Source organism: Streptomyces sp. NPDC005496 (assembly GCF_042872045.1).
In the GTDB taxonomy this organism is placed as follows: domain Bacteria; phylum Actinomycetota; class Actinomycetes; order Streptomycetales; family Streptomycetaceae; genus Streptomyces.
This window is the reverse complement of sequence record NZ_JBIAJQ010000021.1, coordinates 1-20,488: the sequence shown is the minus strand read 5'-3', so window position 1 is coordinate 20,488 and position 20,488 is coordinate 1. Positions and strand designations below refer to the sequence as shown.

16 protein-coding genes and 1 pseudogene are annotated in these 20,488 nt (G+C 70.6%); 10 read left to right on the top strand and 7 right to left on the bottom strand.

The window, feature by feature from the left end; translation table 11 throughout:
- Positions 1–331 precede the first annotated feature (331 nt).
- Together ACFYQQ_RS39170 and ACFYQQ_RS39165 are read left to right on the top strand one after the other, a co-directional pair.
- Complete coding sequence (locus ACFYQQ_RS39170) at positions 332–1,987, top strand: aldehyde dehydrogenase family protein (protein WP_356244180.1); 1,656 nt, start codon at positions 332–334, stop codon at positions 1,985–1,987.
- A 50-nt stretch (positions 1,988–2,037) separates the two neighbouring features.
- Positions 2,038–3,633, top strand: a complete 1,596-nt coding sequence (locus ACFYQQ_RS39165; RefSeq protein WP_355781174.1) for a long-chain fatty acid--CoA ligase — start codon at positions 2,038–2,040, stop codon at positions 3,631–3,633.
- Here the strand turns inward: ACFYQQ_RS39165 and ACFYQQ_RS39160 are convergent.
- Positions 3,623–5,524, bottom strand: coding sequence for an alkyl sulfatase dimerization domain-containing protein (locus ACFYQQ_RS39160; protein ID WP_355781171.1), 1,902 nt, complete (start codon positions 5,522–5,524; stop codon positions 3,623–3,625). The two genes, ACFYQQ_RS39165 and ACFYQQ_RS39160, sit on opposite strands and share 11 nt — an antisense overlap.
- A gap of 438 nt (positions 5,525–5,962) precedes the next feature.
- The gene (locus tag ACFYQQ_RS39155) at positions 5,963–6,949 is read right to left on the bottom strand and encodes a helix-turn-helix domain-containing protein (protein ID WP_355781165.1); all 987 of its coding nucleotides are present in this window, start codon (positions 6,947–6,949) and stop codon (positions 5,963–5,965) included.
- Positions 6,950–7,237: 288 nt separating this feature from the next.
- Here ACFYQQ_RS39155 and ACFYQQ_RS39150 point away from each other — a divergent pair, with 288 nt between their 5' ends.
- From ACFYQQ_RS39150 to ACFYQQ_RS39135, 4 genes are all read left to right on the top strand, one after another.
- Positions 7,238–7,705 (top strand): hypothetical protein, encoded by a 468-nt coding sequence (locus ACFYQQ_RS39150; protein ID WP_355781162.1) that lies wholly within the window; start codon positions 7,238–7,240, stop codon positions 7,703–7,705.
- A 288-nt stretch (positions 7,706–7,993) separates the two neighbouring features.
- Positions 7,994–8,623 carry an SMI1/KNR4 family protein gene (locus tag ACFYQQ_RS39145; RefSeq protein WP_388907281.1) on the top strand — a complete coding sequence of 210 codons (630 nt, stop codon included), beginning with the start codon at positions 7,994–7,996 and terminating at the stop codon, positions 8,621–8,623.
- 721 nt (positions 8,624–9,344) lie between these two features.
- The gene (locus tag ACFYQQ_RS39140; RefSeq protein ID WP_355781185.1) at positions 9,345–10,595 is read left to right on the top strand and encodes a DUF2716 domain-containing protein; all 1,251 of its coding nucleotides are present in this window, start codon (positions 9,345–9,347) and stop codon (positions 10,593–10,595) included.
- Positions 10,596–11,188: 593 nt separating this feature from the next.
- Entirely contained in the window at positions 11,189–11,809 is a 621-nt protein-coding gene (locus ACFYQQ_RS39135) for a dihydrofolate reductase family protein (RefSeq protein WP_355781158.1), read from the top strand.
- A 495-nt stretch (positions 11,810–12,304) separates the two neighbouring features.
- On the opposite strand, the gene ACFYQQ_RS39130 is transcribed toward ACFYQQ_RS39135, so the two are convergent.
- Together ACFYQQ_RS39130 and ACFYQQ_RS39125 are read right to left on the bottom strand one after the other, a co-directional pair.
- Entirely contained in the window at positions 12,305–12,436 is a 132-nt protein-coding gene (locus ACFYQQ_RS39130) for a hypothetical protein (RefSeq protein WP_356244174.1), read from the bottom strand.
- 142 nt (positions 12,437–12,578) lie between these two features.
- A complete protein-coding gene (locus tag ACFYQQ_RS39125) occupies positions 12,579–13,853 on the bottom strand; it encodes an MFS transporter (protein WP_356244171.1) in 1,275 nt (424 codons plus the stop codon).
- 231 nt (positions 13,854–14,084) lie between these two features.
- Here ACFYQQ_RS39125 and ACFYQQ_RS39120 point away from each other — a divergent pair, with 231 nt between their 5' ends.
- The 3 genes from ACFYQQ_RS39120 to ACFYQQ_RS39110 all read left to right on the top strand — a co-directional run bounded on the left by ACFYQQ_RS39120 (position 14,085) and on the right by ACFYQQ_RS39110 (position 17,575).
- Positions 14,085–16,016 (top strand): prolyl oligopeptidase family serine peptidase, encoded by a 1,932-nt coding sequence (locus tag ACFYQQ_RS39120; protein ID WP_356244168.1) that lies wholly within the window; start codon positions 14,085–14,087, stop codon positions 16,014–16,016.
- Positions 16,013–16,195, top strand: coding sequence for a hypothetical protein (locus ACFYQQ_RS39115; RefSeq protein ID WP_355795061.1), 183 nt, complete (start codon positions 16,013–16,015; stop codon positions 16,193–16,195). Before ACFYQQ_RS39120 ends, ACFYQQ_RS39115 begins: the two co-directional genes overlap by 4 nt.
- 81 nt (positions 16,196–16,276) lie before the next feature.
- Positions 16,277–17,575 carry a cytochrome P450 gene (locus tag ACFYQQ_RS39110; RefSeq protein WP_355795059.1) on the top strand — a complete coding sequence of 433 codons (1,299 nt, stop codon included), beginning with the start codon at positions 16,277–16,279 and terminating at the stop codon, positions 17,573–17,575.
- 161 nt (positions 17,576–17,736) lie between these two features.
- Here the strand turns inward: ACFYQQ_RS39110 and ACFYQQ_RS39105 are convergent.
- Positions 17,737–17,827: pseudogene (locus ACFYQQ_RS39105) on the bottom strand (IS5/IS1182 family transposase); the annotation flags it as partial.
- Positions 17,828–17,903: 76 nt separating this feature from the next.
- Entirely contained in the window at positions 17,904–18,878 is a 975-nt protein-coding gene (locus ACFYQQ_RS39100; RefSeq protein ID WP_356244165.1) for an ankyrin repeat domain-containing protein, read from the bottom strand.
- Between the two features lie 68 nt (positions 18,879–18,946).
- Here ACFYQQ_RS39100 and ACFYQQ_RS39095 point away from each other — a divergent pair, with 68 nt between their 5' ends.
- Positions 18,947–19,195, top strand: coding sequence for a hypothetical protein (locus ACFYQQ_RS39095; protein ID WP_356174585.1), 249 nt, complete (start codon positions 18,947–18,949; stop codon positions 19,193–19,195).
- A 645-nt stretch (positions 19,196–19,840) separates the two neighbouring features.
- On the opposite strand, the gene ACFYQQ_RS39090 is transcribed toward ACFYQQ_RS39095, so the two are convergent.
- The gene (locus ACFYQQ_RS39090) at positions 19,841–20,293 is read right to left on the bottom strand and encodes a hypothetical protein (protein WP_356174583.1); all 453 of its coding nucleotides are present in this window, start codon (positions 20,291–20,293) and stop codon (positions 19,841–19,843) included.
- Between the last annotated feature and the right edge of the window lie 195 nt (positions 20,294–20,488).

Sequence of the window (20,488 nt, the reverse complement as noted above, 5' to 3'; positions counted from 1 at the left end):
CGTTCCGTGGACCCGCCCCCGGTGAGTGACCCGAGGACCCACCGCCCGTGCGTCCGCAGCACGCGTTCCGCGGACCCACCCCCGGTGAGCGTCCCGTGGACCCACCGCTGGTGCGTGTCACGTGGACCCACCCGCTTTGCTCGCAGGGCCCCCGCGTCCGGATTCCGCGCACCGCACGAGCCCCTTCTCCTCCGCCCCCGCAGGCCGCAACCCACTGCCCTCCCCCGACTTCCGCAAGGAGCGACGACGTGCCCTCCAGCGCCCCCGACAGGTCCGCCACCGACGGTTCCGCCCTCGACACAGCCCCCCCCTGGACCGGGCCCTCATCGCGTTGCGGCGCGGTGCCGGCGCCTGGTCCGCCACCCCTCTCTCGAGGCGCATCGCCCTACTGGAACGGCTGCTGCCGCGGGTGGTCGCCGCCTCCGACGGCATGGCCGCGGCCGGCGCCGAGGCCAAGGGCTACGGCGCGGCCTCCCCGTGGGCCGCCGAGGACTGGATGGGCGGGCCCTGGGCCCTGGCGCAGAACACCCGGGCCTATCTGCATGTCCTGCGGCGCATAGCCGCCGGCCGTGCCCCCCTGGACGCCGGGGCCGTGCACGAGCGGGACGGCCGCACTGTGGTCGACGTCTTTCCGGCCACCGGATGGGACAGGCTGCTGCTCAACGGCTTCACCGCCGAGGTCTGGACTCCCCTGGGCACCAGCCCCGAGCAGGTACGCGAGCGCGCGGCCGGGGAGTACCGGGGCCGGCCCGGACGCCCGGGTGTGGCACTGGTGCTGGGAGCGGGCAACGTCGCCGCCATCACCGCGCTCGACATCCTGCACAAGCTCTACGTGGACGGCGAGGTCGTCATCGCCAAGATGAACCCCGTCAACGCCTACCTGCGCCCGCACTTCGAGCACGTCTTCGCCGACTTCATCGCCCGCGACTGGGTCCGCTTCGTGGACGGCGGCGCGGCGGAGGGCGCCTATCTCACCCGTCACGAAGGCGTCGGCAGCATCCACGTCACGGGCAGCGACCGCACCCATGACGCCATCGTCTGGGGCACCGGCGACGACGCCGTACGACGGCGGAAGGACGACCGGCCCCTCGTCGTCAAGCCGTTCAGCAGTGAACTGGGCGGCGTCAGCCCGTGCATCGTGACGCCCGGCCCCTGGAGCGACGCCGATTTCCGGTACCAGGCCGAACACATCGTCAGCAGCAAGATGAACAACTCCGGGCACAACTGCATCGCCAGCCAGGTGCTCGTCCTGCCCGAGAAGTGGGACGGCACGGAACGGCTCCTGGACGAGATCCGGCGCGTGCTGCGGACGCTGCCACCGCGCACCGACTACTACCCGGGCGCCGACCACCGCCTCGCCGCCGTACGCGCAGCACATCCCGCCGCGGAGACCTACGGCGACGGCTGCCGGCTCCTCGTACCCGACGTCACCGACCCCGACGACGTCCTGATCACCACCGAGGTCTTCGGCAGTGCGCTGGGGGTCGTACGGCTCCCCGGCACGACCACCGCCGCATTCCTGCACCGGGCCGTCGACTTCGCCAACGACGTGCTGCCCGGCAGCCTCGGCGCCACCCTGATCGTCCATCCCCGGACCGCGCGCGCCGAACGGACGGCCCTGAAGTCGGCGGTCTCCGCACTGCGCTACGGCACGCTGGGCGTCAACTGCTGGTCGGCCGTCGGCTTCCTGCTCGGCTACACCCCGTGGGGCGCCCACCCGGGCAACACCCGCCATGCCATCGGCAGCGGTATCGGGTTCGTGCACAACGCCTTCATGATCGAAGACGTCGAGAAGACCGTACTTCGCGCCCCCTTCGCACCGGCCCCGCGTGGCCTGGTCACGACGGAGCCTTCGCTGTCCGTCCGGCCGCCGTACTTCGTCACCAACCGGACGGCGCTGACCACCGTCGAACGCCTCGTCCGCTTCACCGCCGATCCGCACGTGCGGAAACTGCCGGCCCTCCTTGCCTCCGCGCTGCGCGGCTGACCATCACGACCGGGCCCACGAGCTCCGTCCACACCTTCTGGGAGACCCCCATGCTGAACCTCGCCGTCCTGCTCGAGAGCAGCGCCCGTGCCGTGCCCGACCGCACAGCGATCGTCCTCGGCGAACAGCGGCTGACCTACGCCGAACTGGACACCGCCGCACGCCGGGTGGCCGGCCTGCTGCACTCCCGGGGCATCCGGCCCGGTGACAAGGTCGCGCTGTCCTGCCCGAACCTGCCGTGGTTCCCGATCGTCTACTACGGCATCCTCAAGGCCGGCGCCGTCGTCGTCCCGCTCAACGTCCTGCTCAAGAGCCGTGAGGTCGCCTACCACCTCGCCGACTCGGGGGCCAAGGCGTACTTCTGCTTCGAAGGGACCCCCGAACTGCAGATGGGACAGGAGGGTTGGGACGGTTTCGGCGCGAGCGAGGGCTGCGAGCAGTTCTTCCTGCTGACCGCCGCCCCTGACACCGGCTCCCCGCTGGCGGGCGCGGAGACGCTGACCGCGGCCCTGGCCGGGCGGAGTGCGGACTTCGAGACGGTCGCCACCGAGGCGAGCGACACCGCGGTCGTCCTCTACACCTCCGGCACCACCGGCCTGCCCAAGGGCGCCGAACTCACCCATGCGAACATGACGCTCAATGCCCTGACCTGCCAGCAGCTCTTCGGCGAGGCAGGGCACGCACAGCAGGTCGAGCACGACGTCCACCTGATCACCCTGCCGCTGTTCCACTCCTTCGGCCAGAGCGTCCAGATGAACGCCGGTCTCGCGGCGAGGGCGACGCTGGTTCTCCTCCCCCGGTTCCAGGCGCGCGCGGCCCTCACCCTGATGGAGCGGCACTCCGTCACGGTCTTCGCCGGTGTCCCCACCATGTACTGGGCCCTGCTCCAGGACGAGGCACGCGGCGTGGACCTTCCGCGGGTGGCGAAGAACCTGCGCTTCGCCGTCTCCGCGGGGGCGGCGCTGCCGGTCGAGATCCACCGCCGCTTCGACGAGCGTTTCGGCATCACCGTCCTGGAGGGCTACGGCCTCTCGGAGACCAGTCCCGTGGCCACCTTCTCCCCGCACGGCGAGAAGCCGCGTCCGGGGTCCATCGGCCGGTCGGTCTGGGGCGTGGAAGTGGGCCTGATCGACGAGAACGGTTCCCCGGTAGAGGGCCCGGACGCGGTCGGTGAGATCGTCATCCGCGGGCACAACGTGATGAAGGGCTACCTCAATCGGCCGGAGGCCACCGCCGAGGTCCTGCGTGACGGCTGGTTCCGCACGGGAGACCTGGCCCGCCGCGACAGCGACGGGTGGTACTACATCGTCGACCGGGCCAAGGACCTGATCATCCGCGGTGGGTTCAACGTGTACCCGAGGGAGGTCGAGGAGGTGCTGATGACGCACCCGGCCGTGAGCATGGCGGCGGTCATCGGCGTGCCCCACGGCAGCCACGGCGAGGAGATCAAGGCATGTGTCGTACTCGCTCCGGGGGCGGAGCTCTCCGAGGAGCAGCTCGTCGCTTGGTGCCGGGAGACGATGGCGAGCTACAAATACCCGCGCCTGGTGGAGTTCCGTGACGTCCTGCCCACCAACGCCACCGGAAAGATCCTCAAGCGTGAACTGCGCGCCACGAACGCGACGCCGGTCGCCTCTACGGAGTGACGATGGTGAAGTCCGGGTCCGGCTCGCCGAGATGGCCGAGGAGGGCTGTGAGCTTGGTCGTATCCCCCTTGACTTCTACGGCGTGGCGCGCCGCCAGGTCGGCGAGGGGGACGGCGCCGAACAGGAGGGCGCGCAGGTCGGACTCGGCGAGCGTGATCTCGACGTTCGGTTCGCCCGCCGTGGCGCGCCAACCGATGAAGTGGGTGAGCACACCGTTGCGCAGGCGCAGCGTGACGGGCTCGCCGTCCGTCAGCACCCAGCGCACGGTGATGTTCGCGTCCCAGCTGCGCGGTCCGTCGACCCGGATGGCCAGGGCGTCGAAGATCTGCTCCAGGGTGAGCGCCGCGAGCAGGTCGGGCGAGGACGTCTCCGTCGGGGTTCCGACGGAGCCGTGGCGCAGTTCCAGGGCGCCCATGAGGTAGAAGTTGCGCCAGGTGCCGTTCTCGCTGCCGTAGCCGAGCTGTTCGAGTGCGTCGGCCTGCAGGGCGCGGGCCTCGGCGTTGTCCGGGTCGGCGAACACCACGTGGTTGACGACCTGGGCGACCCAGCGGAAGTCGCCGTCCGCGTACGACTCCCGCGCCCGGCGCAGGACTTCCTCGGCGCCGCCCATGAACTCGACGTAGCGGCGGGCGGATTCCACCGGGGGGTGCTCCCACAGGTGCGCCGGGTTTCCGTCGAACCAGCCCAGATACCGTTGGTAGACGGCCTTGACGTTGTGATTGACGGAGCCGTAGTAGCCGTGGGTGTGCCACGCCTTCTCCAGCGCCGGCGGCATCGTGATCCGCTCGGCGATCTCCAGGGGTGTCAGGCCCTGGTTGAGCATGCGCACCGTCTGGTCGTGGAGATAGGCGTACAGGTCGCGCTGCTCGGACAGCAGGGTGACGACCCGGTCCCGTCCCCACACCGGCCAGTGGTGAGAGGCGAAGGCGACGTCGGTGGCGTCCGCGAACAGGTCGATCGCCTCGGTGAGGTAGTGGGCCCACACGCGCGGGTCACGGACCTGAGCACCCCTGAGGGTCAGGAGGTTGTGCAGGTTGTGTGTGGCGTTCTCCGCCATGCACAGCGCCGCGTGGTCGGGGAAGTGCAGGTTCAGCTCGGCCGGTGCTTCGGTACCGGGGGTCAGCTGGAAGACCATCCGGATGCCGTCGACCGTCTCCGTCTGACCCGTGCGGCTGATGTCCACCGTCGGCGGGATCAAGCCGACCACCCCGGTGGAGACGGTCTGGCCAAGTCCGGCACCGATCTGGCCGCGCTCGCCCTTGGGCAGGGCCGCGCCGTACATGTAGGCGGCGCGGCGGGCCATGGCCGTACCGGCGTAAACGTTCTCGCTGACGGCGTGCTCCAGGAATCCGTGTGGCGCGAAGATCGGCAGGCCACCCGCCACCTCCTCCTCGCTCACCACGCCGCGTACGCCGCCGAAATGGTCGGCGTGGCTGTGCGTGTACAGCACGCCCGTCACGGGCCGGTCCCCGCGGTGGGCCCGGTACAGCGCGAGGCCGGCGGCGGCCGTCTCCGCGCACAGCAGTGGGTCGATGACGAAGACGCCGTGCTCTCCCTCGACGAGCGTCATGTTCGACAGATCGAAGCCGCGTACCTGGTAGATGCCCTCGGTCACCTCGAACAGTCCGTGGTCGGAGCAGAGCCGGCTCTGCCGCCACAGGCTGGGATTGGCCGTGTCCGGGCAGTCCTGAGCCAGGAAGCCATAGGCGTCGAGGTCCCACACCATCCGTCCCTGGGCGTCGCCGACGACGCTTTCCTGCGCCGTACCCATGAAGCCCCGCCGAGCGTCCTCGAAGTCCTGGTCGTCGTCGAAGGGAAACCGGTGCCGCACCGCTCGGTTGGCCTGCACGATCCCCGGCTCGGCGGGCTTGGCTTCGGTGTTCGGTGGCATGTCGATCTCCTCGCTGACGACGCCGGAGGCCAGCGGGCGGCGGGCCCCCGACCTCTGACACCTTCGCTCAGGCCGCCGGACGCCACGACCGGGTGTACGCCGTTCGGGGGGACGAGGCGCGGACGGGCCCCCGCCCGTCGTTCGAAGCGCGAGCCCGCCGCACTTGGCGCGCGGGACCTGCCTGCTTCGGTCCGACCAAGCATCTCCCCCAGGCCGGCGTCAACTACGACAACTCGGTGCACCTCACCGTCAACGGCTCGACCAAGATCGCGCCGGCGCCGAGCATCGGCCGCGACTGAACCTGAAAGGACAGGCCGGGGGCTCGTTCTGCGTCGTCACTCATGAGCCGCTCCCCGCGAGCGGTGCAGGACGCAGCCCCCTGCCAGGCCTGCGATCCGGTGCGCCTCGCCTCGCACCACCGGTCCAGGGGCCATGCCCCTACGGTTGTTCCGACAGCGCGTGCGCGCGGTGGTCCTTCGGTGAAAGGCCGTACCTGGCACGGAAGCTGCGGGTGAAGTCCGATGCCCGGAAGATCCCCCAGCGGGCGGCGATCACGTGGATGGGCATGTTTCGCTGCGTGGGATCGGCGAGGTCCCGGTGGATTGCCTCCAGGCGCCGACGGCGTATGGAGGCTGCTATCGGTTCGCCTCCCATCTGCTCCCGAGCGAGTTTGTGAAGGTAGCTGAGGGAGATGTGGTGAGCGGCGGCTATCGCCGGGGGCGTCAGCTCGGGGTCGTGCAGGTTGTGCTGGATGAACGACTGGATGCGACGTGCCAGGGTCCGCTGACGCGTCTCCGGGGGCAGGGCTTCATCTGCTTCCAGGACATGAGCCAGCCAGGCGGACACCAGGTCGACCGCGACGCTGCCCAGCCGTGGCGCGTCAGAGGACTGTAGCTGGTCGGCCTGCTTCTCCAGGCCGGTGAGGAACTGGGTCACCAGGACGCCGAGGCCGCTGCGCGCGGGAAGGCGGCGGCCCAGCGCGGCAGTGATCCGGTGTGCCGGCAGTGGCAGCGCCTCGGCCGATATGTCCACGCCGATTCCCTGAACGGCCTGGCGGTGGCCGGTATCCGCGGACTGCAGGTCGTACGGCTGTGAGCTGCTGACCAGATGGATGTCGCCGGCTTCGAATGCCTGGGCCTGGCCGGAATGGACGAGGGCCAGCTCTCCGTGCAGGAGCAGGGACAGGTGCAGCATTTCTGGGTCGGACTGCCGCACCATGCGAGCGTTGCGCCGGAATCGTGTGGGAAGGAAGGACGACGACCAGACAGTCACCGGTCCGAGCTCCATCATCCGGTGCTCCGCGTGGAAGTCGGCGGCGTGGTGACTGATCACCTCGCTGGAACGGGTCCGGCAGAGCAGTTCACGCCAGCAGTCGAACCGGTCCTCTGCCGGGACGTCCTCACTGAGGAACGCGGTCCCTATCACCTGGCCTGCTCTCCGTTCCGCTTCGCGTCTGCACTCTTCTGCGGGCCAGCTTATGAAGCGTCTTGTCGGCGGCATCGGGCAGCCCCGTGTGCCCCGTGGGGCGCATCGATTCCCCTCTTGCATCACGTCGGGGCGCGTCCGGGCGGGGAGAGGAAGACGAAGAAGCCGAAGTCGCTCTGGCGGGCGGTGCGGTGGATCTGCGGCAGGGCCGCCAGGGCCTGTAGTGGACTACGTCAGTAGCATCGCGTCGCCTGGATGAGGTTCCCGCCCGACGAATCGAGTGAGCCCATGAGCGACGACGTCCTCTCCGTCATTCCGACCGACCCGCACTGGCAGCCCGAGCAGGCCGCGGCTGACCGTACTGCGTCGATCGTGGAGGACCTTGCCCCCGCTCTCCCCGGCGGTGTCGACGTCGAGTTTGACGTCACCTGGCACGACACGCTCACCGTCGTCGACTGTGGTCAGAATCTGCAGAAGATCGGTTGTCCCCACTGCGGCGCGTCGATCGACACCGAGTGGTGGGGCGACCTGCTCCAAGCCCATGGCGACGACGGCTTCGCCACCCTCACCGTGGTTGTCCCCTGCTGCGGCACCGCGACCTCGCTGGACGCGCTGGACTACGACTGGCCCTGCGGCTTTGCTCGGTTCGAGATAGCCATCTGGAACCCCGAGCGCGCCTTTTTCAGCGACCAGGAACTGAACGTCATCGGGGAGGCGCTCGGACATCCAGTGCGGCAGATCAGGGCCCACATCTGAAGGCCGGCAGGCAGGGCCGGTGCTTCACCGGCCCTGGCCCCCCCTGACCTCTCAGGCCAGGGTGGCAGCAACGGCTTGACCAGAGCCCACAAGTTGTCACCCATGGTCCACGGCCGAGTACTACGTCATCGCCAACGGCCGAGTCGGGCACGCCTGGCCCGAAATCCCAGCCACTCCGCCTGAGGGGCACCCCTTGGGCACCCCCCGCCGCCGCCCGCATTTCCTCCGCCCGCCTCACCAGTCGTCGGCCCCGGCGGAGAAGAATCGCACCCGCGTTAGTGTGACGCCGTGGGTGACATACGAGGTCAGGGTGACGGGTCCTCCTTTGCGTGGCGGGAGTTGCTGGGGCGGTGGAGTGAGGAGTGGCTCGATCCGGTGCTGCATGAGCAGGAGCGGTCGGAGCCGTTTCCCGACGAGGTGCGCAAGGCCCGTTGGCTGGGTGCCGCCGGGGCCACGCGTGAGGAGGTCGCCGCGCTGGAGGACCGTCTCGGTGTCGCGCTGCCACGGAGCTATCGCCAGTTCCTGCTGGTGAGCAACGGCTGGCTGAACACCACCCACGGCATCGACCGGCTTCTGCCGTCCCAAGAGGTGGGATGCACACGGGACTTGGAGGCGGATGTCAGCGCCTGGGCCGGCGCACCCGGTCATGCCGACGTCCGGGTGGAGGACGACGAGTACTTCGTCTACGGCGAAGACCAGGACACGCTCTCGTTCCGGCCCGAGTACCTGACGCACACCCTGCGGATCAGTCATACGCCCAACGCGACCGACGTCTACCTCCTCAACCCCTGCGTGGTCACCGAAGACGGTGAGTGGGAGGCCTGGTACATGGCTCACTGGATGCCGGGCGTGGTGCGCTACCGGTCATTCTGGGACCTGATGAACGACGAGTACCGGAACTTCCGCGACGAGGAGTGACCTGTTGGCGGCGAGTTCCGCCGTCGGAACGGCGGGAGCGCGGGCGGGTGTTGGCGCGGCGAGACAGCGACCGCTTCCCGGTGATCCCGCCTTTCGGGCCATGTCGCCGGATACGCCGATGCCATGGTGAACACGGTACGGAAGTACCGCTGAGCCGGGCGTGAGTTCCGCCGCGGGCGGTACGCCCGAGACGTACTTGCTCTCGGATGCCCAAGATTCGGAACGACGGCGGCCCCGGAGGGAACAGGCGCGCTGCCTCGCCAGACAGACGCCTCACAAACCGACGTGGAGCCGGGTCTGGATCCGGATGCGCCACCCGAGCCCGAGCCCGAGCCCAAGAGCGTTCCGCAGCCACCGGCACCGCCCACCGAGCCGGCCTCAGCGACCGCTCCCCCGCCACGTCCCCCGGTCGCCGTGCCACCGATCCCGCCGCCCACCCCCGACGCCGACAAACGGCGGTCGAGGTTCGCCAGATAGCTGGACAACGCCCGGCGCTCACGGGACACCTGAGAGGCGACCGCAACGCCAAGAACGGCCCCCAGCCCAGCACTCGCCCGCACAGCCGGGCGCGGTGCGAGGGCGTGAGCGGTCCTCGGTCGAGGTGGTCCGCTGGCGGGTGCTGCTGCCGACCAACGGCTGGACGAGAGGCGCACCTCGCTCGGCGTCCCTGACATTTTCGATGGCGTCGCGGGAACCGCGGTGCTTGAATGCCGCGGTGGTCATGAACGTGGGGGAACTGCTGGCAGCGTACGAGCGCAGCCTGCGTATCCCCGATTCGGCGCATCCGCGATTCGGCACCGTGGTCGAGGGGATCGGACCGCTGACCCTCACGCACTACGGCACCCACTGCATCGTCGATCACCCCACCCTGGACGCTTCGATGTCGACCGCGCGGCTTGCTTCGCAAGTGCAGCAGTGCGCGGCTGCGCGTGTGGAACCTGTGGAGTGGCGCGTGTTCGCCCACGACACAGAAGCGTCACGGCTGACGGCCTCGCTGGAAGCAGCGGGCTTCACCGCAGGATGGGAGCGCAGTGTCCTGGTCGGCGAAGTCGCCGAGCTCGACTTCGCCCAGCCGCAGCCCGGGTGGGGAATTGAATCGGTCCGGTGGGACGAGGCGCAGGCGCAGCAGGCGCTCGACCTCTCGGCCGGCTCCGGGCCCCACCGGGTCCCCCTGTCGGTCTGGCATGGGATGGGCTCGATCCCGTACTGGGACGTCGATGTCCGCGTGCTGACTCACCGTGGAAGGGTTGCCGCGGCGTGCTGGCTGGAGACCGTTCGGGGCACTGGGTTCGCTGCTGTCGGGGGCCTGACCGCTTCACGTGCCGAACTGCTCGCCAAGCTGCCGTTGTGGCGGTTCCAGCAGCCGGCGAAGGGGTTCCTGGTCGCCGAGGCCGACGGGCAGCTGCGCAGCGCCCTTGTGGACGTCGGGTTTCGGGACGTCACGATGGTCCGGTCCCACCATTGGACCCCGCCAGGCGAGCCCGCTGCGGCCCCGCCCGCGAGGCATTCTCTCCACGACGCCGAGTCCGGACGGATAGCGCGTCGCGGCGAGGCTCGCATCGGCTTCGACTACGCCAGCGGGAGCGGACGGTATACCGCGCCGCTCGACTCGCGCCGTTGGTTCTACGGCATGCTTGACCCCGGCGCTCCGGCGATCTCAGCTGCCGAAGGCGTCATCGAGCGCGGCCTGCGTGCCTGCGTCCGGCCCGGTGAATGGGTCTACAAGTGCCGTCCATATCTCAACGGCTGGGAGTTCGATCCGCACCGCGTCGGCGGCCCGGGACAGCCGCCCTGGCCGGGCAGCGCCATCGCCGACGATGAGTTCCAGTTCCTCCTCACCGCGGACGCCCGCCTCGGCACGTTCGCCCACTACGCCGAACAAGCCCTCGTCGTCTTCGGAGACGACCTCATCGAGCAGGTCGCCAATGACTTGGACCAACTGCTCGGCCACGGCGTCTGGACCTTCGGCTGAGCAGTCAGACGACGCCCCGTCACCGATTCCTCGCGAATGTCCTGACTGAGCCGCATTCCGTGCCGTGAACCGGTGGAGCGCATCTCCGCAGAGACCGCGGTCGCACTCGTTGTGCCGGCCCCGGCTGTGCGTCCTCATGTGCCTGCATGGCGATCATGGACTCAAGCTGCGGGAACGCCTCCGTGACGTGACCCCAGATAACCTGGGCTGTCGTCGCGTTTGCGGGCCATGACGTAGAAGACATAGTGCGCGGGCTCCATGCCGACGCCGACGGCATGGGCAGGCCTGCGGCGGCACAGGTGAGCATCGCGTAGCCAGGCTGCCAGACGCTTAGGAAACGACGAGACTGGCCCGATCGCTGGCGCGCCGAACGCTGCGGCTGCCCGGTGCCGCTTCTACACGGGTACCCGCGCCCTGTGCAAGCGGTCGAAGGAGCACAGCGTCAGGAGTCGCGGGCGGGCTGGGTGGCGCCGGGAACGGCGGTACGGCCGTGCGATGAGTTCTCGGAACCAGGACGGTCTACCTCCAGTGATGAACGGATCAGACTGCTCACCGCGAAGGCGACGGAAGGTCGCCACCAAGGGGACGGCACAGTGACCAAACGTTTGGGCAGGGTGACCTGCGATCTCTCGATCTCTGTCGACGGGTACTCGGCCGGGCTCAACCAGACCGAGCAGCGCCCGTTCGGCGACGACGCTGGTGATGGCTGGGGCGAGAGGCTGCACGCGTGGATGTTCGAAACCCCGGAGCAGCGGCAGGCCGAACTCGACCGGCTGGCGGCGGTCGGCGCCTTCATCATGGGGCGCAACATGTTCGGCCCCGTGCGCGGCAGGTGGGATCGGCAGTGGAAGGGCTGGTGGGGCGACAATCCGCCGTACCACGCACCGGTCTTCGTGCTCACCCACCACCCGCGCGACCCGCAGCCGATGGACGGCGGCACCACGTTCCACTTCGTCACCGACGGCATCGAATCCGCACTGCAGCAGGCCCGCGACGCGGCAGGAGACCGCAACGTATCGATCCACGGGGGCGCGACCACCATCAACCAGTACCTCGCCGCAGGCTTGATCGACGAGCTGCGGCTCCACATCGTGCCGTTCACGCTCGGCGCCGGCACACGGCTGTTCGACGGAGTGCCGTCTCTGAATCTTGAACAGGTGGAGTCTCGAGCAGCGAACTCGGTCACACACGTGACCTATCGCGTGCTGTCCTGAGAGAACAGCGGTGTCGCTCACAACTGCCGCCGTGACCCGTACACACGGATCCCACCGCGTGCTGCATCGTGCGGGACGTGGGAGGCCCGCGCAGTAGTAGTGACCAGGGCCAGTCCGTCGCACGGCGTACCTATCGCAGTGCGGTACGTGCGCGGCAGCTGTCACCGACGACCAGGGCCGGGAGCAGACTGGGGCTGGCACGCTCCTGGTGCTCGGGCCCGTCCTGCTCGGCATGCCGGTCTGATGCACACAGCTCACGCCGTGCGTCCGCTGGAAGTCGAACTCTCGCTCCACACCAATGCTTACAGGCCGGACCCTCGCTGGGGCCCGCGGGCACCTTCGCCTTGATGCGCGCCGGTCATGGGCCAGGGAGCGGGCTTGGGCCGAAGCGACGGCCACTGCCCACCGTACCCGCGCGCGATCAGGTCCGGGGGCTGGTGGTCATCGAAGACATCTGCGGAACCGCTCTTCCGAGCTGCACACTCTGCGCGTGAACTATCCCGCGACAGACCTGCTGTCCTCTGACGAACGCGCCTTCATGATCAAGGAGAACTCGATCAGGTCGCGGGCGAGGTAAGGGGACCGGCGTTCGAGCGCGTAGGCGGAGGCGAGCGTGTCGCTGGTCATCACCAGCGGCCTCCGGATCCGCCGCATCGAGCTGCGCGAGGCCACCGCGGCGGGCTCGGACGCGGAGTACCGCGAGGAGGACTTCCGGTGCACTCCGCCGTTGTGTGCCCCGCGTCCACCGGGGTCTTCTCGGAAGGCCAGGTCAGTCCGGGTCCCCGGTGGCCTGAAGGCGGCGCAGGGCCAGGATCAGATTGCCGCTGCCGAGCGTCGCGAGGGCGGCGACGCCCCACAGGGTCGCCGTGACACCGGCCCGGTCCAGCACGGCGCCCGCGGCCAGGAAGCCCAACGGCCCGGCCAGTGCGCTGATCGTGACCACGGCCTGCAACACCTTGGGCCCGAAGCCGTCCGGCAGCCGGGCGGAGAGCAGGCCCATCAGCGGCGCGTTCGCCAGGGGTGCGGCGGCCGATGACAGGCCGACGGCGATGACGAGCACACTGGCTGGTACGGGCACCAGGAGCGTCCACAGGGGCAGAGCGACGCAGACCAGGGCCGTGCAGGCGAGTCGTACGGGGGCGACCCGTGCCGCCAGCACATAGGCGGCCACCGAGCCCACCAGGCCACCGGCGCCATGGGCGGCGATCAGCAGGCCGCCGACCCTGGCGTCCCCTTCGAACCGGGCGAACGCCAGCACCGGCATGGTGATCATCAGGGTCCGCAGCATCAGCCCGAACACCACGGTGGACAGCATCGCCCGGCTCAGGAACCAGTCGCCGCACAGATACCGCGCCCCCGCCCACAGACCGCGGGGGCCGGCCGCGGACCCTCCCCCGCCACCCCCTGCCGGGACGCGGTGCAGCAGCAGCAACCCGGAGAAGGCGAACGTGGCCGCGTCCAGCCATACCACCGATGTGGTCCCCACCAGCGGGATCAGCGCGCCCGCGAGCGCCGGTCCGGCGAACGCCGAGCCGTTCTGCACGCCTGCCAGCGCGCTGTTGGCGCGGGCCAGAGAGCGGGCGTGCGGGCTCAGCAGTTCCATCGCCAGCACCCGCTGTGCCGCGTGGTACGGAACGGCCAGCGTCCCGAGCGCCACGACGATCGCCATGAGGACGGCCAGATTGAGCGCGCCCAGTGTCTGCAGCAGCGGGATCAGCGCCACCACCGGAGCACGGGCGAAATCGGAGACGGCCATGGTCCGGCGGGCGCCCAGGCGCTGGATGACCTCTCCGCCAGCGAAGCCGAGCAGCGCCATGGGCAGCACCTGGGCCGCGAAGACCAGGCCCGCCCGGGTGGCCGAGCCGGTGGTCTCCAGCACCAGCCAGGGCAGCGCGAGCATGGTCATCTGGGTGCCCAACGCCGTCACCGCGCCAGCGACATAGACCGCCGTCAGCGCACGGTTCGGCCTGCCACTCGGTGTGCCGTTCGGCGCTCCGCCGGGTGGGACGGGGGCTGCGCCGGGCCGGGTCGCCGCGATCGTCATCGGGTCGCCCCTTTCTCCTCGGTGGGTCCGGGCCATGTGGTCGCCCCCGCACCCTGTCGCCCGCACACCGTCCGGTGCCAGGGAAGGTCCGGCAGTGGCTCACTGCCGGTGCCGCTGCGCTTTCTTCCCTGCCACGCAGCCCGCCCGTCCGGCAGTGTGATGGCCGTCGGAGCCCACCACAGCCAAGGCCACCGGCGGCGGAAGCGGACACCAACGAAGGGAGGGACGGCGATGAGCGGCGGTATCGGAACAGCGGTGCACGTCCCGTCCTTCGCCGCCCGCGACGGACGGCGAGCGGTCGAGACCCGGTATGTGGACGGTCTCCCGCAGATCGTGGCCTGGGATCTGTCGACGGGTCAGCGCCGCCGGGCGACCACCGCACCGCTGGGTGTGGAGACCGCCGCCATCGAGCCGGACGGCCACGGCCTGTGGTGGTTCGACGCCGCTCCCGGCGGTCAAGGCCGCTGGCTGCGCGGGCCGTTCGAGGGCGGGCACCCGCGCCCGGCGCTCGACGGCGTACCCGCCGGGCGGATGCACGGTCTGGCCTTCGACCCCCGCAGCGGCCTCGCCGCCGTCGGCGTCGGGGTCGCGGACCGCTCGCGGTACTACCTCGGCCGACCGGGCGAGCGTGCCCGCCTGGTGGCCGAGCAGCCCGGCTATGCGGCAGTGGTGGGCCTGGCCCCCGGCGGCCGACTGCTGGCCACCGCGGGATGCGCGTCCGGACCGGCCGCGGTCCGGCTGTGGTCACCGGCCTCCGGCGTCCTCGTGGACGCCATCCCCGGCGCAGCGGGGGACGGCGACGGCGGCGCGGTGTGGGCGCTGGGCTTCCGCCCGGACCTCACCACCGCACGGCCGGAACTGCTGCTCGTCCTCGAACGCGCGGGCCGCTACACCCTGGCCTTCTGGCGGCAGGGCGAGGGGATCCGTACGCACGGTCCCGGCTCCGCCCTCGACTTCGATACGGAGATCACCGCCTGCTGGTACGGGCCCGGCCGCACGGCGCTGGTCCAGCAGGACCGGGCGGGACGCAGCCGCCTGCTCCGCGCCGACCTCGACCGCGGTACGACGACGGTGCTTCCCACGCCCGAGGGCACGATCATCGACTTCTCCTGCGCACCCGACCGCACGGTCCACTGCCTGTGGAGCCGCGACGGCGAACCGCCCCGGCCACTGGTCTGTCACCCGGAAAGCCCGCACAGCTCGGGACCTGCGGAGCACTCGGAACCCCCGGAACGTCCCGACTGCTCCGGCCGCTCGACGACGGCGTCACGCGGCACGGCGCCCGGCGGAACGACCGGATCCAGGCGCCGCGAGCTGTGGACACGTCGGCCCTACGGGCAGATCCACAGCTTTGTGGCCACCCCGCCCGGCCGCAGGACGGGCCACCGCCCCTGGCCGACGGTCTTCCTCGTCCACGGCGGGCCCCACACCCACGACCGGGACGCCTATGACGCCCGGACCGAGGCCCTGGTCCGGGCCGGATTCGCCGTGGTGCGCACCAACTACCGCGGCTCGACGGGCTACGGCCCCCGCTGGCGGGACGACTTCGGCCACCGGGTCGGCCTCGCCCAGCTCGAAGATCTCGCCGCGGTGCGCGGCCACCTCATCGACGCGGGAGTCTCGGAGCCGGGCCGTACCGGTCTGTGCGGTTACTCCTGGGGCGGCTATCTGACGCTGCTGGCGATGGGCGTCCAGCCCCGGCTGTGGGACGTCGGGCTGGCCGTCGCCCCGGTGGCCGACTACACGGCGGCGTACCGGGCGACGACGCCGGCGCTGCGGGAGGTCGACGACCGACTCTTCGGCGGCACCCCCGAGCAAGTGCCACACCGCTATCGCGCGGCCTGCCCGATGACCTATGTGGGCCGGGTACGCGGCCCGCTCTTCCTCGCCGCCTCGGCGGACGACGAGAAGTGCCCTCCGGAACAGATCGAGCGCTATCTCGCCGCGCTGCGGCACCGCGACGTCCCGCATCGCGTCCGGTGGCTCGGTGGCGGACACGACGTGGGCCGTGACCCAGCCGGACACGCCGCCGCCTGGGCCGCCATGGTGCGCTACGCCGACGACACGCTGCGCGCCTCCCCCAGAACCGCCGACCGCCGCAACAGCGGGCGGACCGGCTCGCACCACCCCGTCCACCACACCGAAGAAAGGTCAACCCCATGAAGCGTCACGGACTGCGCATCGACCCCATCGGCGCCACCGAGCGGGAGCGCGGGCTCATCATTCCGCCGGACACCCATGCCGCCCTGGACAAGGCGGTCCCGGTCCAGCCGAAGGCCCCGGCGCGGACCTGCACCACCCGCGCGAAGAAGAACACGGAGAAGAAGTCGCCTCTGCAGTGAGTCCAAGCAGCGCCGTAGCGGGGGGCCAGGCCCGGCACCCCGCCGCGGCGCCGGCCGTACCGGTGAGGACAGGAAAACATCATGACCGCAGCTACGGCAGCATCCCGGACGAACAGTCCCGGGCCGGAGAGGCACCGGCCGGACAAGCGCGAGACGACGGAACCGCGCCAGAACCCGCCGACGTTCCTCAGCGACCCGTACCCGACCCTGGCCAGGATGCGGCGATCGGCCCCGGTCTCCGTGCTGCACAGCGACGGCGGCCTGCGGCTGTGGATCATCCCGCGCTACGTCGATGTCCGGGCCGCGCTCTTCGACCGCCGCTTCGCGCAGGATGTGCGGCGCGCCCAGGCCCTGGCCGACAGCCGGGTCGAGGGCGTGAAGCTGGGCACCGAGGTCACCCATATGCTCAGCAGCGATCCGCCCGACCACACCCGCCTCCGCCGTGTGGTCCAGGCGGCGTTCAGCCGCAAGCGGGTCGAGGCGATGCGGCCGATGGTCGAGCGCATCACCCTCGAACTCCTCGACGGACTGGACGCGGCAGCCGCGCGCCACACCACCCGCACCACCACCGCCACGGTGGACCTGATACGTGACTTCGCCTTCCCGCTGCCGATCCTCGTCGTCTGCGAACTGCTCGGCTTCCCGCGCGAGGACCGCGACCTCTACCGGAAGTGGTCGACCGCCATCGTCACCCAGGAGGGCGACCACGCGGCGTTCCTGCGAGCCGTCCAGGAGATGGGCTCGTACGTCCTGGCCATCGCCGACCGGCGTATCCGCCGCAATGACCGTCCCGCCGATCTGCTCACCGAGCTGCTGGCGGCCCGCGAGCGCGGGGAGCTGACGGACGACGAGATCGTGGGCATGGTCGCCCTGCTGCTGATCGGCGGGCATGAGACCACCGTGAACCTGCTGGGCACCTCCTGCCTCGCGCTGCTGCGCGATCCCGGCCAGGCCGCCTGGCTGCGAGCCGATCTCACCCGGATGCCCAGGGCCGTCGAGGAGTTCCTGCGCTACGACTCCCCCATCTGTATGGCCACCACCCGCTTCACCACCGAGCCGGTGGACGTCGGCGGGGTGCAGATCCCGCAGGACGAGTTCGTGCTGCTGTCCCTCGGCGCGGCCAACCGCGACCCGGCGCGCTTCCAGGACCCCGACCGCCTCATCCTCGACCGCCGGGACGCCGGCCATCTCGCCTTCGGCGGTGGCATCCACCGCTGCCTCGGAGCCCTGCTCGGCAAGCTGGAGACCGAGATCGCGCTCACCGCGCTCCTCGCCCGCTTCCCCGGAACGACCCTGGCCTGCCAGGAGCGCGACCTGCGCTGGCGCAACACGATGATGCTGCGCGGCTTGGAGGCGCTGCCCCTCACCCTGCGCCGCTGACCCCGCCCGCACCGTCGCGGCCTGAGCCGGGTCGGTCAAGGAGAACGGGACACGGGGTGCGCAGGTGGAACCGCGCCAGACGTACGGCAGGCGAACGGGCCGCCGACCGGCGTTGCGGGCTGGTGGTCGGCCTCCGTCGCGGCCTCGCCGCAACCGGTGGCCGACCTGGTTGGACGACTGGGGGATGACAGCGCGGGTTGCGCGTCGCCGGAGGTGATTGCGGATCGCGCGGGATGAATACGCGCGGTCAGCCAGGACGACATCGCGCAGGCAGCGGATTACGCGCACCTGCCGGCCCGACGCGGGGGCGCCCTCGAAGTGGTACCGGTCAGTGCTGCCAGTAGTCGCGCTCGGGGAGTTCCACCCACAGGTCGGGGGGCCCGGTAAAGGGCCGCGGGTCGGCGGGGAAAAGGCCCGCGTGGGCGCAGCACTCGGCGATCTCGTGGGAACCGTAGATATACGCGGTAAGGACCTCCTCGGGAGCCATACCGGTGCACGGGCCCCCGCCGGGGTGCAGGTCCCAGCCCTCGACGACACCGTCGCGCACGAGGCTGCCCTGGTTGCCGCTCTTGGGGTTGGCGTACATGCCGTAGCAGACGGTACCGGCGGAGAGCATGGCCTGTACGCCCGGCATCTGTGGCCCGTACCCCCAGGGCTGGGTGACGACGCAACCGCCCGGTACGGTCGTCACTCCGACGATGCGCAGGCTGTCGTCCGTGTCGACGCCGTAAGGGTCGTCCAGGAGCTCGGCGAGCAGCGCGGCGTCCGGCGGCAGCGCTGCCAGGCGCCGTACGGCCTCCTGCGCGTCGATGCCGGCAACGCAGGCCAGTCCCGTGCCGTCGCAGTAACCGATCTCGGCCAGGGCTGCGGTGCGCCGCCGACCTTCCTGCGCCGCTGCGGAATCCGCCTCGCTGAGCCCCGGTTCGCCCTCGGGCAGCCGGAACAGGTGCGGTGTGGGCCCGGCCAGGCTCAGTCGCCCCGGTGACCAGCCGGCCAAGACCGGCCGCCATGGGTAGGCTCCCGCGGCGACGAGGACGCGTGCGATCTCCGGCCGGTGTCCGACCACCGCCTCCCACAGGGCGGTCGTACCGTCCTCCAGGGCGTCGACGTCGGCGACGCGCCCGGCCAGCTCCGCGACGACCTCGGGCGTGCCGAACGCCACGGCCCGGTGCAGGGGCCGTCCTCCGCACGGGAGCGCCTCCGGATCGGCGCCCTGGTCGAGCCGTCGCCGGATGTCCCGGTGGTCCCGCCAGCCCTCCCAGCCGACGCCGCCCTCCCAGCCGTCTCCCGGTCCCGTCCCCATGTCGCCTCCCTCACCCCGCCCGACGGCACCCTGCCGCACACCGACCACCCTTGCAGACGGGTCCGACAATGCCACCGCCGTCACGGCGTCGCGGCGGGCCATGGACGCCGACGCCACCGGTCTGCCGTGGGTCGTACCCTCGCCGAGCATCCCGACGCCCGCGGTCGCCACCTCTACCCGGCACCTGTCTGTTCGAGGGCACCAATGTGTCGAAGGGCTGCGGAACGACGCAGCCCTTCGAGAACGTCGGGGGCGCGGTACGTCGACACGCGCGCCCTGTGTTGCCGGACTCGCCGTTCCCCGACTCGTCGTCATAAGCGGCCGCCCGGTAGGCGATAGTGCGCCGGGCGCCCCGGCCTACCAGCTGCGACAGCAGGAGGAGCGCGGCGAGTCGGTGAGATGGTTGCGTCCGTGCGGGCTCGGTTCGAGGCCTCGGCGGGGGCGTGGGGCGGGGGTTTCCACGGCGAGCCGTTGATGAGCTTCTGCACGGTTTCCTCGAAGTGGTCGGCCCGGATGTTGCCCAGCGGGCCCTGTCCTTCGGGAGCGGTCGTGCACAGGGTGAGTAGGTGGCGGGTGACAGCCTCGAGGCCGACGACCATGTCGGGGCCGGCGTAGTGGGTTAGCGCCGACCGAGGCGGAGCGAACGTCTTCGCCTTCGGGGTCGCGGGAGTTGAAGGGCGGGAACGACCACGGGTCGCGTCCCGCAATGTCCAGGACGTCCCGCAGCATCTCGCGTACGTGGTCAGGCAAGTCCTCTACGGTGCCTGCTGTTTGGGGCGACAAGCGGGCAAGACAGGGTGGCTGTGCGTCGCTCACGGACGGGCTCCGAGGACCTGGTCCAAGTCGATGCCGTCGGAGTCGTCGCACCCGGCCGCGAGGAAGGCATCGACAGCCGGGGCCTGGCCGGGTGGGACTGAGCGCTCCGGTTGACACTGCTGGCCAACGGGAGCGCTCAATGCGCATCAGTGAAACCACACCACGAGGCGTACATTCTCCGCGCCGTGGATCTCGCTGAGGATGGCCATCACGCGCCACACCCGGCCCCAGTCGGTGCTGGTCCCAGCGACTGCGGCGCGGCTCCGTGTACCGGAGGCGTCTGTCTCCTGCCAGTCGGTGACCTCCAGCTCGGCCCAGGTCAGCCAGGTGGTCCCGTGCACGTCGTCCGGGCCGCCGTAGGCCATGAAGTCCCTGCGCAGCCCATCCGAGGCGTCATTCGGGAAGCCGCGCCCCTCGGCCAGAGGGCGGAAGCCGAAGGAGTTACGGATTCCGAAGAGGCAGGCCAAGCCGTCGTAGGCGTTGCCGACGTTGAGCAGAAAGAGATGGATACCGGCTTCCCATACAGAGTCCTCGTCCTCCGGCCCCCACAGCCGCGCCCCCGGCCGGCACTCGATCACTCCGCTGACATCGGTCGACATGCCCGAGATCCTGCCCTGAGCCCCTCAGCCGCCGCATGCGCATTTCGACTCGGGTCGCCGGCCGCCGGAGAAATTCCCGGCGGCCGGCGGCCCGTTGAGAGGCTGGGGAACGGTGTCCTCGGCGCGGGTCCCCGTTACTCGCAGGGATAGCTGGTGATGCGGACGGTGTACGCCGAGGAGACCCAGCGGTTGGTG

Excerpts from the sequence above, each read along its gene's own strand:
- ACFYQQ_RS39165 (WP_355781174.1), top strand. The coding sequence starts at position 2,038 with ATGCTGAACCTCGCCGTCCTGCTCGAGAGCAGCGCCCGTGCCGTGCCC.
- ACFYQQ_RS39160 (WP_355781171.1), bottom strand. The coding sequence starts at position 5,524 with ATGCCACCGAACACCGAAGCCAAGCCCGCCGAGCCGGGGATCGTGCAG.
- ACFYQQ_RS39150 (WP_355781162.1), top strand. The coding sequence starts at position 7,238 with ATGAGCGACGACGTCCTCTCCGTCATTCCGACCGACCCGCACTGGCAG.
- ACFYQQ_RS39140 (WP_355781185.1), top strand. The coding sequence starts at position 9,345 with ATGAACGTGGGGGAACTGCTGGCAGCGTACGAGCGCAGCCTGCGTATC.
- ACFYQQ_RS39130 (WP_356244174.1), bottom strand. The coding sequence starts at position 12,436 with ATGACCAGCGACACGCTCGCCTCCGCCTACGCGCTCGAACGCCGGTCC.
- ACFYQQ_RS39125 (WP_356244171.1), bottom strand. The coding sequence starts at position 13,853 with ATGACGATCGCGGCGACCCGGCCCGGCGCAGCCCCCGTCCCACCCGGC.
- ACFYQQ_RS39120 (WP_356244168.1), top strand. The coding sequence starts at position 14,085 with ATGAGCGGCGGTATCGGAACAGCGGTGCACGTCCCGTCCTTCGCCGCC.
- ACFYQQ_RS39115 (WP_355795061.1), top strand. The coding sequence starts at position 16,013 with ATGAAGCGTCACGGACTGCGCATCGACCCCATCGGCGCCACCGAGCGG.
- ACFYQQ_RS39110 (WP_355795059.1), top strand. The coding sequence starts at position 16,277 with ATGACCGCAGCTACGGCAGCATCCCGGACGAACAGTCCCGGGCCGGAG.
- ACFYQQ_RS39100 (WP_356244165.1), bottom strand. The coding sequence starts at position 18,878 with ATGGGGACGGGACCGGGAGACGGCTGGGAGGGCGGCGTCGGCTGGGAG.
- ACFYQQ_RS39095 (WP_356174585.1), top strand. The coding sequence starts at position 18,947 with ATGCCACCGCCGTCACGGCGTCGCGGCGGGCCATGGACGCCGACGCCA.
- ACFYQQ_RS39090 (WP_356174583.1), bottom strand. The coding sequence starts at position 20,293 with ATGTCGACCGATGTCAGCGGAGTGATCGAGTGCCGGCCGGGGGCGCGG.